The organism is Pararhizobium sp. LjRoot235, from assembly GCF_964254145.1.
Taxonomy (GTDB): Bacteria; Pseudomonadota; Alphaproteobacteria; order Rhizobiales; family Rhizobiaceae; genus Pararhizobium.
Genome location: NZ_CAXUSP020000002.1, coordinates 249958 through 262628 on the forward strand (window position 1 = coordinate 249958; position 12671 = coordinate 262628).

9 protein-coding genes and 1 pseudogene are annotated in these 12671 nt (G+C 63.2%); 8 read left to right on the forward strand and 2 right to left on the reverse strand.

Annotated elements, in window-relative coordinates; all coding sequences use genetic code 11:
- Positions 1-375 precede the first annotated feature (375 nt).
- Positions 376-1401 (forward strand): glycoside hydrolase family 25 protein, encoded by a 1026-nt coding sequence (locus tag ACSQ2Z_RS21850; RefSeq protein WP_436083352.1) that lies wholly within the window; start codon positions 376-378, stop codon positions 1399-1401.
- A gap of 173 nt (positions 1402-1574) precedes the next feature.
- On the opposite strand, the gene ACSQ2Z_RS21855 is transcribed toward ACSQ2Z_RS21850, so the two are convergent.
- The gene (locus ACSQ2Z_RS21855; protein ID WP_436083353.1) at positions 1575-2432 is read right to left on the reverse strand and encodes an IclR family transcriptional regulator; all 858 of its coding nucleotides are present in this window, start codon (positions 2430-2432) and stop codon (positions 1575-1577) included.
- Positions 2433-2937: 505 nt separating this feature from the next.
- On the opposite strand from ACSQ2Z_RS21855, the gene gcl reads away from it, so the two are divergent.
- From gcl to ACSQ2Z_RS21880, 5 genes and pseudogenes are all read left to right on the forward strand, one after another.
- Complete coding sequence (gene gcl, locus ACSQ2Z_RS21860) at positions 2938-4725, forward strand: glyoxylate carboligase (protein ID WP_436083354.1); 1788 nt, start codon at positions 2938-2940, stop codon at positions 4723-4725.
- Positions 4726-4746: 21 nt separating this feature from the next.
- Positions 4747-5562, forward strand: a complete 816-nt coding sequence (hyi, locus tag ACSQ2Z_RS21865; RefSeq protein ID WP_436083355.1) for a hydroxypyruvate isomerase — start codon at positions 4747-4749, stop codon at positions 5560-5562.
- 5 nt (positions 5563-5567) lie between these two features.
- Positions 5568-6452, forward strand: coding sequence for a 2-hydroxy-3-oxopropionate reductase (locus ACSQ2Z_RS21870; RefSeq protein WP_436083356.1), 885 nt, complete (start codon positions 5568-5570; stop codon positions 6450-6452).
- Positions 6453-6512: 60 nt separating this feature from the next.
- Positions 6513-7780: pseudogene (locus tag ACSQ2Z_RS21875) on the forward strand (glycerate kinase type-2 family protein).
- Between the two features lie 85 nt (positions 7781-7865).
- The gene (locus tag ACSQ2Z_RS21880; protein WP_436083357.1) at positions 7866-8279 is read left to right on the forward strand and encodes a DUF4174 domain-containing protein; all 414 of its coding nucleotides are present in this window, start codon (positions 7866-7868) and stop codon (positions 8277-8279) included.
- Positions 8280-8283: 4 nt separating this feature from the next.
- On the opposite strand, the gene ACSQ2Z_RS21885 is transcribed toward ACSQ2Z_RS21880, so the two are convergent.
- The gene (locus ACSQ2Z_RS21885; protein ID WP_436083358.1) at positions 8284-9495 is read right to left on the reverse strand and encodes a TIGR03862 family flavoprotein; all 1212 of its coding nucleotides are present in this window, start codon (positions 9493-9495) and stop codon (positions 8284-8286) included.
- A 360-nt stretch (positions 9496-9855) separates the two neighbouring features.
- Between ACSQ2Z_RS21885 and ACSQ2Z_RS21890 the strand changes: the two genes are divergently transcribed.
- Both ACSQ2Z_RS21890 and ACSQ2Z_RS21895 read left to right on the forward strand, forming a co-directional pair.
- Positions 9856-11019 carry an isovaleryl-CoA dehydrogenase gene (locus ACSQ2Z_RS21890; RefSeq protein ID WP_436083359.1) on the forward strand — a complete coding sequence of 388 codons (1164 nt, stop codon included), beginning with the start codon at positions 9856-9858 and terminating at the stop codon, positions 11017-11019.
- 40 nt (positions 11020-11059) lie between these two features.
- Entirely contained in the window at positions 11060-12664 is a 1605-nt protein-coding gene (locus tag ACSQ2Z_RS21895) for a carboxyl transferase domain-containing protein (protein WP_436083360.1), read from the forward strand.
- The last annotated feature ends 7 nt before the right edge of the window (positions 12665-12671 follow it).

A 12671-nucleotide genomic window follows, 5' to 3' on the forward strand; every position in this document is an offset into this window, starting at 1 on the left:
GGGATGGGCGGGGATTAAAGTTACCGGCTTGCGCAGCCGATTTGGGTATACATGTCGCCATGTCCTTGATCATCCTCGCGTCAAGCCAGGTCAAGCCCGAGGATGACGTAGGGTATGGCAGGCAGTCTTTCACGGCGCCGACGCGCCGTGGCTGGATCCCCGCCACAAGGGCTGACATGACGGGAGTGGCGGCCATCGGGTCTTACTCTCCCCTGAGAGCAGCGGCGCGCGGCGACTCCCGCCGCTTCGCCGCCCGGATCAGCGTCTTCCGCACATGAGAAAGATCGGATTCAATCTTTGTTGGTAATTTTCCATTAGCAATTGATGTCAGCGGGGGCAGATGCCGCCCGTTGTTTGTTTTGCGTGCGGGTTCTTATGCGTCTATCGGCTGTTCCAGCAATCTTCCTTGCCGGCCTTGTTTTGGCGGGCTGCACGTCGAGTTCCGGGCCGGAAAGCCCGTCGGCCGGGCTGCCGTCGAAGGAGACGACCAGTTCGGTCGCTGAAACCGCCGGGCCTGTGCCGACGGCGGCTGTCGGTGAGATAATCGCTGAGCCCGAAGCGCATCCGGAGCAACTGGCCTGGGCCGGCCAGGTGTCGCAGCCGCACGTCTTCGAGGCGGTGACGACCGAGGGCATGGCCGTACCGTCGGAAAGGCCGGTCGAGCTCATCACGCCTGCCGATCCCGATATCGGCGCGACACCGCGCAAACGCGCGCAGATCTACAGCCGCCAGTTCCGCGACGCCAAGCCGATCAATTTCGGCTCCCGCTCGCCGCGCAAGCTCGCCGTGCACGGTGTCGACATTTCCCGCTGGCAGGGCGAGATCGACTGGGCAAGGCTTCGCATGCAAGGGGCGAACTTCGCCTATATCAAGGCGACCGACGGCGGCGACCATCTCGACCCGATGTTCAAGAAGAACTGGCGGCGCGCCAAGGAGGCCGGGCTGAACCGCGGCGCCTATCACTTCTTCTACTGGTGCCGCACCGCCGGCGAACAGGCCGACTGGTTCATCCGCAACGTGCCGCGCGATCCGGGCGCGCTGCCGCCGGTGATTGACGTCGAATATAACGGTGAGTCGAGCTGCAAGCGGCGCGTCTCGCGCGCCAAAGTCCTGGAAAAGATGCAGGTCTTCATGGACAAGCTGGAGCGGCACTACGGCCAGCGCCCGGTGATCTACACCGCGCCCGACTTCTACCGCGACAATCTGAGGGGCGAATTCCCCAACCACCCCTTTTGGCTCCGCTCGGTCGCCGCTCACCCGTCAAAGGTCTATCCGGGGCGGAAGTGGCTGTTCTGGCAGTATTCCGGCTCGGGGCTTTCGCATGGGGTGGAGGGCAGGATCGACCTCAATGTGTTTCATGGGAGCGAGGAGGATTGGCATGGGTGGGTTGCGGGGAGATGAAGGAAGGGCAGGTCGGCTTCGCGCCGCATTCCGGCCCTTGGAAATGAATTCGTCGAGCGACCGCTTTCCACCCATTGCTGCCGTTCGATCTGACGCCGGGGAACGGCAGCAATCGGCGACCAAAAGCTGACCTCCTTAGTTTTGTGGAAGCAGGTAGCGGTTCCCGTCGCCGGTCATGATTTGTGCGTTGAGTCTCCAGCCACCCGCCCCCCCATCGCCCGCGTCACCCCCTCCGCCGCCGCTCGCACCACCGGCCCCAGTTCCGCCAGCCGCGCATCCGGCAGCCTGACTGCCGGTCCCGACACCGAAATCCCCGCGATCGCCTCGCCATATTCGTTGAAGATCGGGGCGGCGAGGCAGCGCATGCCGAGCGTGTGTTCCTCGTCGTCGATGGAGAAGCCGCGGGTGCGGATGGCGACGAGGTCGGTCATGAGCCTGGGTAGGGTGTCGCGGGTGTTGGCGGTGAAGCGAGTAAGCGGGCGCGTCGCAAACAGGCTTTCGATGGCCGGTTCGCCCCAGGTCGAGAGGATGGCCTTGCCGATGCCGGACGCGTGGATCGGGCCGCGCCGGCCGGGGCGGAAGAAGGCGCGCATCGGGGCGTGGCTTTCGACCTGCGAGATGAAGACGACGTCGCCGCCGTCCTCGATGCCGATATTGGCGGTTTCGCCCGAGCGTTCCATCAGCTGCTTCAGGAAGGGGCGGCTGATCGTGCCGAGCTTGCGGAAGCGCAGGAAGGCATTGCCGATCTCGAACGCTTTCAGCCCGATCGTCCAGGCGCCGGTCTCGGCGTCATAGGTGACCATGCGGTGACCCGCAAGCGAGGTGAGCAGCCGGTGGACCGTCGAGGGGGCCATGCCGGACTGGTCGGAGAGGTCGGTGAGTGCTGCGCCATCCGCGCTTGCCACAAGGTCGAGCAGCTTCAGGCTGCGGTCGAGCACCTGGACGGAGGAGGGGGCGGCGTTTTCATTGGCCTTGCGGCCGGGTCTGGCGCGCAATTGATCCTGTCTTGGTGGTTCCGGCTTGTCTGCCATGTGCGCCCCTTTGCCCGTTTTCTCATGACATATTGCATCGTTGCGCAAACCGGAACTGGTTTGGGGAACCATGCGGCGTTTCCCCCCTCTCCCCGCAAGCCAGGAGAGGGGAGGATGGAGTTTGACGCCGGCCTGATCTCCCCTCAGCGGCTTTCGCCCGTTGATTTCCGAGGCTGGCCGCTTGCTCCCGCCTGCTCCTTCTTCCCCCCCGGCGGGAAGAAGTGCGAGCGCATGCGAGGCGATGACAAGGGGTGGGCGGCAAACTCTGAAGTCCATGGCTTCGCCCATCATCCGGCGCTTTGGGCCACCTTCTCCCCGCTGGGAGAAGAGGGAGATCTTGGCCAGGCCCATGAGATCCATGGCCACTTGCGTGCTGCCGGTGACGCCATTCATGCCGGATTCGTTGAAAATGTTTATTTCCATTATATGGGAATGATTTCCACAATTCAATTGCGACCTCGAGAAAAAGGACTACCCTTACTCTTAGACGATGGAGGATCTAGTCATGGCGAAAATGCGCGCTGTCGATGCGGCGGTTCTGGTTCTGGAGCGGGAAGGTGTCGATTGCGCCTTCGGGGTTCCGGGCGCGGCGATCAATCCCTTTTATTCGGCGCTGAAGGCGCGCGGCTCGGTGCGCCATATCCTGGCGCGGCATGTCGAGGGCGCCTCACATATGGCGGAAGGCTATACGCGGGCAAGACACGGCAATATCGGCGTGTGCATCGGCACCTCGGGGCCGGCCGGCACCGACATGATCACCGGCCTCTATTCGGCCCAGGCGGATTCGATCCCGATCCTCTGCATCACCGGCCAGGCGCCGCGCGCCCGGCTCGACAAGGAGGATTTTCAAGCCGTCGATATCGCTAAGATCGCCGGGCCGCTGACCAAATGGGCGGTCACCGTCATGGAGCCGGCGCTGGTGCCGTTCGTCTTCCAGAAGGCGTTCCACCTGATGCGCTCGGGCCGTCCCGGGCCGGTGCTGGTTGACCTGCCGGTCGATGTGCAGCTCGCCGAGATCGAGTTCGATATCGACACCTATGCCTCGCTTCAGCCCTACAAGCCAACGGCGACGCGGGCGCAGGCCGAGAAGGCGATTGCCATGCTGAACACGGCCGAGCGGCCGCTGATTGTCGCCGGCGGCGGCATCATCAATGCGGATGCCTCCGATCTCCTGACGGAATTCGCCGAGATCATCGGCATTCCGGTCATCCCGACGCTGATGGGCTGGGGCGCCATCCCGGACGATCATCCGCTGATGGCCGGCATGTGCGGGCTGCAGACCTCGCATCGCTACGGCAATGCCAATCTGCTCGCCTCCGATTTCGTGCTCGGCGTCGGCAACCGCTGGGCCAACCGCCACACCGGCAACGTGCCGACCTATACCGAAGGGCGCAAGTTCATCCATGTCGATATCGAGCCGACCCAGATCGGCCGCGTCTTCGCGCCGGATTTCGGCATCGTCTCGGATGCGGGCGCAGCGCTGAAGCTGTTTCTCGACGTCGCCACCGAATGGAAGACGGCAGGCAAGTTGCGCGACCGGTCGGACTGGGCGGAAGAATGCCGCGAGCGCAAGCGCACCATGCTGCGCAAGACACATTTCGACCAGACGCCGCTCAAACCGCAGCGGGTCTACGAGGAGATGAACAAGGCCTTCGGCCGCGACACCTGCTACGTCTCGACGATCGGCCTCAGCCAGATCGCCGGGGCGCAGTTCCTGCACGTCTACAAGCCGCGCAATTGGATCAATTGCGGCCAGGCAGGCCCGCTCGGCTGGACGCTGCCGGCAGCGCTCGGTGTGCGCGCTGCCGATCCCAACCGGCCGATCGTGGCGCTGTCGGGCGACTATGATTTCCAGTTCATGATCGAGGAACTGGCGGTCGGCGCCCAGCACAGGCTGCCCTACCTGCATGTGGTCGTGAATAATTCATATCTCGGCCTCATCCGCCAGGCGCAGCGCGGCTTCAATATGGATTTCGAGGTGAGCCTCGCCTTCGATAACATCAATGCCTCCGGCGATGCGGAGAAAGGCTACGGTGTCGATCACGTGGCCGTCGCCGAAGGGCTCGGCTGCAAGGCGATCCGGGTGAGGAGCCCGAACGAGTTCCAGGAGGCTTTCGCGAAGGCAAAGGCATTGATGGACGAACATCAGGTGCCGGTCGTCATCGAATTCATCCTCGAGCGCGTCACCAACATTTCCATGGGCGCGGACATCAACGCGGTCGTCGAGTTCGAGGAGCTGGCCGAACGCGGCGAGGATGCGCCGACGGCGATCATGGCTGCGCTGCTCGACTGATCAGAAAACGGAGGATTGTTCATGCCGAAATTCGCGGCAAACCTGACCATGCTTTTCAACGAGGCGCCGTTCCTCGATCGTTTCGCGCCCGCCGCCAAGGCCGGGTTCGAGGCGGTGGAATATCTCTTTCCCTACGACTTCGACGCCCACGCGCTGAAGGCGGCCCTCGATGCCAATGGCCTGACCCAGGTGCTGCACAACCTACCGGCCGGCAACTGGGCCGGCGGCGAGCGCGGCATCGCCATCCTGCCCGACCGGATCGACGAGTTTCGGCGCGGCGTGGCGTCGGCCATCGATTATGCGACGACGCTCGGCTGCACGAAGATCAACTGCCTGTCGGGCGTCGTGCCGGCCGGGGTTTCGGATGAGGTGTTGCGGGCAACCTTCGTTGCCAACGTTCGACTGGCTGCGGCGGAGCTCGGCAAGCACGGGATCCAGCTTTTGATCGAGCCGATCAACCGCTTCGATATTCCGGGCTTCTACCTCAACACGGTGGATGAGGCGGCCTCGATCATCCGCGAGGTGGGCAGCGACAACCTGTTTATCCAATACGACCTCTACCACCAGCAGCGGACGCAGGGCGAACTGATCGGCACCTACCAAAAGCATAAGGACCACATCGCCCATATCCAGCTCGCCGACAATCCGGGCCGCAACGAGCCGGGCACCGGCGAGATCAACTATCCCTTCGTCTTCGAGGCGCTGGATGCGGCCGGATATGACGGTTTCATCGGCTGCGAATACAAGCCGCGCACGACGACCACCGAAGGGCTCGGCTGGCTGTCCGAGGCGAACCGCCAGCCGCGCAGCGCAGACATCATCATGATCAGGAGCTAAGCATCATGGCCACAATCGGCTTTATAGGACTGGGTATTATGGGCACGCCGATGGCGTGCCACCTGCAGGATGCCGGCCACACCGTCGTCACCTCGAAATTCTTCATCCCGCCGAAACAGGAACTTGTCGACAACGGCCTGATGTTTGCGGAAAATCCGAAGGCGCTGGCCGAAGAGGTCGACATCATCATCCTGATGCTGCCGGACACGCCGGAAGTGAAGGACGTCCTGTTCGACGAAAACGGTGTCGCCTACGGTCTGTCGAAGGGCAAATTGGTCATCGACATGAGCTCGATCTCGCCGATCGAGACCAAGGAGTTCGCCAGAAAGGTCCGCGAGACGGGCGCCGAATATATGGATGCGCCAGTTTCGGGCGGCGAGGTCGGCGCCAAGCAGGCGTCGCTGTCGATCATGGCCGGCGGCACGCAGGCGAGTTTCGACCGGGCGCTGCCGCTGTTCAAGCTGATGGGCAAGAACATCACGCTGGTCGGCGACTGCGGCGACGGGCAGGTGACCAAGGTTGCCAACCAGATCATCGTCGCGCTGACGATCGAGGCGGTGGCGGAAGCGCTGGTCTTCGCCTCCAAGGCAGGGGCCGACCCGGCGCGCGTGCGCGAAGCGCTGATGGGCGGGTTTGCCTCGTCGCGCATTCTCGAAGTGCATGGCGACCGCATGATCAAGCGCACCTTCGATCCCGGGTTCCGGATCTCGCTGCACCAGAAGGACCTGAACCTGGCGCTGCAGGGAGCAAAGTCGCTCGGCATCTCGCTGCCCAATACGGCGGCGACGCAGGAGCTGTTCAACAGCTGTGCTGCCAATGGCGATGCCGGCCTCGATCATTCGGGCCTCGTCAAGGCTCTGGAGCGCATGGCCAACCACGCGGTCGCCTGACGACAGGGCCGGCGGCAAGCAGGAATGCCGCCCGGTCCTTTTGATAGACAAGGATGAAACATGTCACCGATCGTGGACCCCAAGGCTTTTCTCGAAGCGCTCTTTCACGCAGCGGTCGCGGCGGCCGACCGGCCAAGGTGCTGGCGGCAAACCTGCCAGAGAAGCCGAAGGCCAGGACCGTCGTGATCGGTGCTGGCAAGGGTGCGGCGCAGATGGCGCAGGTGTTCGAACGTCTCTGGGACGGCCCGCTCTCGGGCGCTGTCGTAACGCGCTATGGCTACGGCGCACGCTGCGAGCGGATCGACGTGCTGGAGGCATCGCATCCGCTGCCGGATGAAAACGGATTGAAGGCGTCGCATCGGCTGATGCAGGAAGTCAGCGGGTTGAGTGAGGATGATCTTGTCGTCGCGCTGATCTGCGGCGGCGGGTCGGCGCTGCTGCCGATGCCGGCGGGCGACGTGACGCTGGAAGACGAGATTGCCGCCAACCGAACGCTGCTCGCCTGTGGTGCGCCGATCAGCGCAATGAATGCGGTGCGCAAGCATGTCTCGGTAATCAAAGGCGGGCGGCTGGCGGCGGCAGCTTACCCCGCGAAAGTCGTTTCTTTGGTCGTGTCGGACATTCCCGGCGATGACCCAGCGCTGGTTGCTTCGGGGCCGACGATCCCCGATGGCAGTACGCGCGAGGATGCGCTGAGATCTATCGAGCGTTGTCGGCTGGACCTGCCGCAAACGGTCATGGATTTCATCCGCCGCGGGGACTCCGCCGCACCAACACCGTCCGATCCGCGCTTTGTAACCAATACCGTCCGTCTCGTGGCATCAGCCGCGGTTTCGCTGGAGGCAGCCGCGGAGGCGGCGCGCGCGGCCGGTGTCGAGGCGGTCATTCTCTCCGATGCGATGGAAGGGGAGGCGAACGAGGTCGGACGCGTGCATGCCGCGATCGCGCGTGAAGTTGCCGTGCGCAACCGGCCGTTCAGGAAGCCAGTCGTCATTCTGTCCGGCGGCGAGACCACGGTGACGATCAGGGGCGAGGGCAAGGGTGGGCGCAACAGCGAGTTTCTACTGTCTCTGGCCCTCGGTATAGACGGATGCGACGGTGTATCGGCGCTTGCGGCGGATACGGATGGGATCGATGGCTCTGAAGACAATGCCGGGGCGTTTGCCGATGGCACCTCGATTGCTCATCTTGCCGCGAACAATATCGATGCTGCCGCACTTCTCGACCGCAATGACAGCTGGTCCGCCTTCGATGCGATCGGCGATATTTTCAAGCCGGGGCCGACTGGCACGAACGTGAATGATTTTCGGGCGATGCTCGTTCAATAAAGGCATCCTTGAGCCGAAAATCTGGAACCAACCGCCAGCTTGCTGGTTTTTCCTCTCATGGTTCAATAGTACGAGGATCAAGGCAATGCTGAAATCACTGACTGCCGATGTATTTGGCATGGGTGTCGATCCGCAGCATGGCGGAGAAAGTCTTGTCGATTTCGAATGGCGCTACAGGGTTCTCGTGATTTTTCCCGGCGAAGATCGCGGCAGGGCCATGCGCCAAGCCAATATGCTGCTGGCTGACACCGGGGAGTTGGGTAAGCGCGATCTGATCGTGCTGGAAGTCGACCGCGATGATGTGAAGGTGCTGTTCGGCCCCCAGCATGATCTCAATGCCTATGCCATCCGATATGATCTCGATGTCGCCGATGACGCCTTTGCCCTGCTGCTTGTCGGCAAGGATGGATTGGTCAAGCTGCGGTCTGAGGATGTTGTACCTGTTTCCACAATCTTCGAGCTGATCGACCAGGCACCGACGCGCAAAGCTTCCGGCTGAAGCATCACCGGGCTTGCAGCCATTCAATAATGCCGCGGGCAGCTGCCCTGCCGGTGGCGAAACAGGCGGTCAGTAGATAGCCTCCGGTCGGCGCCTCCCAGTCCAGCATTTCTCCTGCGGCGAAGATGCCGGGGAGGGATTTGAGCATATATCGGTCGTCGAGATCGTTAAGGCGGATGCCGCCTGCAGAGGATATCGCTTCGGCGATCGGACGCGGCCTGAGGACAGGGATCGGTAGCGCCTTAATCGACCGCGCAAGTCGTTCCGGATCGGTGAGCGCGGTTTCCGGGAGCAGTTCGCGCAGCAGGGCGGATTTGACACCCTCCAGCCCGGCGCCCTTACGCAGACGGTTGGACAGGCTGGCTTTTCTATCCTGTCGCGAGAGGTCTCTTGCCAGGCGTTCGATGCTTCTTCCCGGTGCGAGATCGACTGACAGCGTGGCCCCGCCATCCCGATTCAGCCTGTCGCGCAAGGCAGCCGCATGCGCGTAGACAAGGCTGCCTTCGATGCCATGGGAGGAGATAACGAATTCACCGGGAAAGGTACCGGCGTCGGAGGTCGTGGTCACGGCTTTCAGAGGTGCGCCGGCGAAACGATTCTTGAAGACGTCGCTCCAGGCAACGTCGAAACCGCAATTGGCGGGCTGAAAGGCGGCCATATCAACGCCCTTGTTTGCCAACAGGGCGACCCAGCCTCCATCCGAGCCCAGACGCGGCCAGCTGGCGCCGCCGAGCGCGAGCAGCGTCGCGTCGCTGTGGATGACCGTTCTTCCATTCGGCGTTTCGAAGACAAGACCGCTGGCGTCAAAACCCATCCAGCGATGGCGCGGCAGCAGCGTCACGCCTTGCGCTACCAACCGGCCGAGCCAGGCGCGCAGGAGCGGCGACGCCTTCATGACCTTCGGGAAAACGCGCCCCGAAGTGCCGACGAAGGTTTCCGTGCCGAGACTTGACGCCCACGCCCGCAGGTCCGCAGGGGCGAAGGCATCGAGCGCGGGACGCAGCCGGTCGGAGGCTGCGCCGAAACGATTGGCGAAGCGCGCGTAATCCTCGGAATGGGTGATGTTGAGGCCAGACTTGCCGGCGAGCAGGAATTTGCGGCCGAAGGTCGGCATGGCGTCATAAACCGTGACGGCATGGCCGGAGAGTGACAGCACCTCCGCTGCCATCAGCCCCGCCGGCCCGCCGCCGATGATCACGATCTGCTTTGCCGTCATGAATTGTCCAGTGTCGAATCTGCTGTGTCGTCTTGAGGCCTACGGCAGTTCCGCGCAAGTGCAATGGCGAGCGGAGCTGGGCGGCATTGCAATCCAAATGACCGATTTCTCATCAAAATTTTTGCAAAACATGCGTCCAAGCGCCTGTCATGGTTCGGAAATTGTTGTGCGGGTATGATAGTCTCGAAATTCGGCATTGGCGAAACGGAAGAGGAGTCCGTTTGGCCGAGATAATTCGGTGGCTGCGCACCCGGGAGGAAAGCAGGTGTCCGCCAAGTGCGCCTCGGTAGAGGCAGCGGTGGATATCGCCTGTGTCTCCCCGATGGTGCGGCAGCGTGAAGGGATAGGGGAGGAGACCCGATGTATTCAGGCGGATTGAGCTTTGCTCTGGGCGAAGACATCGAGGCCCTGCGCGAGACCGTGCGCCGGTTTGCCAGCGAGCGCATCGCGCCGCGGGCGGCCGACATAGACCGGGACAACAGCTTTCCGGCGCCGCTGTGGCGCGAACTTGGCGATCTCGGGCTGCTCGGAATTACCGCGGACGAAGCCTATGGCGGCAGCGGGCTTGGCTATCTCGCCCATTGCGTGGCGATGGAGGAAATCAGCCGGGCCTCGGCGTCGGTGGCCTTAAGCTACGGGGCGCATTCCAATCTCTGCGTCAACCAGATCAACCGCAACGGCTCGGATGCGCAGAAGGCTCGTTACCTGCCGAAGCTCATTTCCGGCGAGCATGTCGGCGCGCTGGCAATGTCCGAACCGGGGGCTGGCTCCGATGTCGTTTCGATGAAGCTCAGGGCCGACAGGCACGGCGACCGCTATGTGCTCAACGGCAACAAGATGTGGATCACCAATGGTCCGGATGCCGATGTGCTGGTGGTCTATGCCAAGACCGATCCGGACGCGGGCGCGCGGGGCATCACGGCATTTCTGATCGAAAACACCTTTGCCGGCTTCTCGACCGGCCAGAAGCTCGACAAGCTCGGCATGCGCGGCTCCAATACCTGCGAGCTGATCTTCACGGATTGCGAAGTGCCGGAGGAGAACGTGCTGGGCGCTGTCGGCGGCGGGGTGCGGATCCTGATGTCGGGGCTCGATTACGAGCGCGTCGTGCTGTCGGCCGGGCCACTTGGCATCATGGCCGCTTGCCTCGACGAAGCTCTCCCCTATCTGCATGAAAGAAAGCAGTTCGGTCAGCCGATCGGAGAATTCCAGCTGATGCAAGGCAAGATCGCCGACATGTATGTGACGCTGAATGCGGCGCGCGCCTATGTCTATGCCGTAGCATCAGCCTGCGACCGGGGCGAGACGGCGCGCAAGGATGCCGCCGGCTGCATCCTCTATGCAGCCGAGCGGGCGACGGCGCTGGCGCTCGAAACCATCCAGGTGCTCGGCGGCAACGGCTATACGAATGACTATCCGGCGGGCCGGTTGCTGAGGGATGCGAAACTCTACGAGATCGGCGCGGGAACCTCGGAGATACGGCGCATGCTGATCGGCAGGGAGCTCTTCAGCGAGACGGCATAGAGGTGGAGGACTTTCAGATGTTGGGTCGATCGGGGGATGAATGGCCGTTCTGAAATCGCAGATTTCGACGTCTTCGGAGACATTCCGCGCCAACAGCGCAGCGATGGCCGAAGCGATGCGCGTGGTGGAAGAGGCGGCTCTGCTGGCGGCAGGCGGCGGCGGCGAGGTGGCGCGCGAGCGCCATGTCAGCCGCGGCAAGATGTTGCCGCGCGACCGGGTGGCCCAGCTGATCGACCCGGCGACGCCGTTCCTCGAACTCGGCATGACCGCTGCGCAGGGGCTCTACAACGGCGATGCGCCGGCCGCCGGCCTGATTACCGGCATCGGGCGCGTTTCTGGCCGCGACTGCATGATCGTCTGCAATGACGCGACCGTCAAAGGCGGCACTTATTATCCGATGACCGTGAAGAAGCATTTACGGGCGCAGGAAATCGCTGCCGAAAACAACCTGCCATGCGTCTATCTGGTCGATTCCGGCGGCGCGAACCTGCCGAACCAGGACGAGGTGTTCCCGGACCGGGACCACTTCGGCCGGATCTTCTACAACCAGGCCAATATGTCGGCTGCTGGCATTCCGCAGATCGCCGTGGTGATGGGGTCGTGTACGGCGGGCGGCGCATATATGCCGGCCATGTCGGACGAGGCAATCATCGTCGAAGGGCAGGGAACCATCTTCCTTGCCGGGCCGCCGCTCGTCCGTGCCGCGACCGGCGAGATCGTCTCGTCGGAGGATCTCGGTGGCGGCGACTTGCATACGCGACTTTCCGGCGTCGCCGACCATCTGGCGCGCGATGATGTGCATGCACTCGCTCTGGCGCGCCGCGCCGTCGCCAATCTCAATCGGCCGGTGATTACCGTCGAGCGGCAGGCGCCGGAGGTGCCGGTCTACGATCCCGGCGACATAGCCGGCATCGTGCCATCCGACCTGCGCACACCCTATGACATCAGAGAGGTGATCGCCCGTGTCGTCGACGGCTCCCGGCTCGACGAGTTCAAGGCGCGCTACGGCACGACGCTGGTCTGCGGCTTTGCCCATGTGCACGGCATTCCTGTCGGCATCATCGCCAACAACGGCGTGCTGTTTTCGGAATCGGCGCTGAAGGGCACGCATTTTGTCGAACTGTGCTCACAGCGCAAGATTCCGCTCGTTTTCCTGCAGAACATCACCGGCTTCATGGTCGGGCGGAAATACGAGGCCGAAGGCATTGCCAAGCACGGCGCCAAGCTGGTGACGGCGGTCGCAACGACGAAGGTGCCGAAGATCACTATGCTGGTCGGCGGCTCCTTCGGCGCCGGCAACTACGGCATGGGCGGCCGGGCCTTCTCGCCACGTTTCCTCTGGACCTGGCCGAACAGCCGGATTTCGGTGATGGGCGGCGAGCAGGCGGCGGGCGTCCTCGCGACCGTGCGGGGCGATGCGCTGAAGCGGGCAGGCACCCCCTGGACCGAAGAGGACGAGGCGAAGTTCAAGCAGCCGGTGCTCAACCTGTTCGAAACCCAGAGCCACCCGCTCTATGCCTCGGCGCGACTTTGGGACGACGGCATCATCGATCCGCGCAAGAGCCGCGACGTGCTGGCGCTCTCCCTTTCGGCAACATTGAATGCACCCATAGACGATACCCGTTTTGGCCTGTTCAGGATGTGAGGAGACG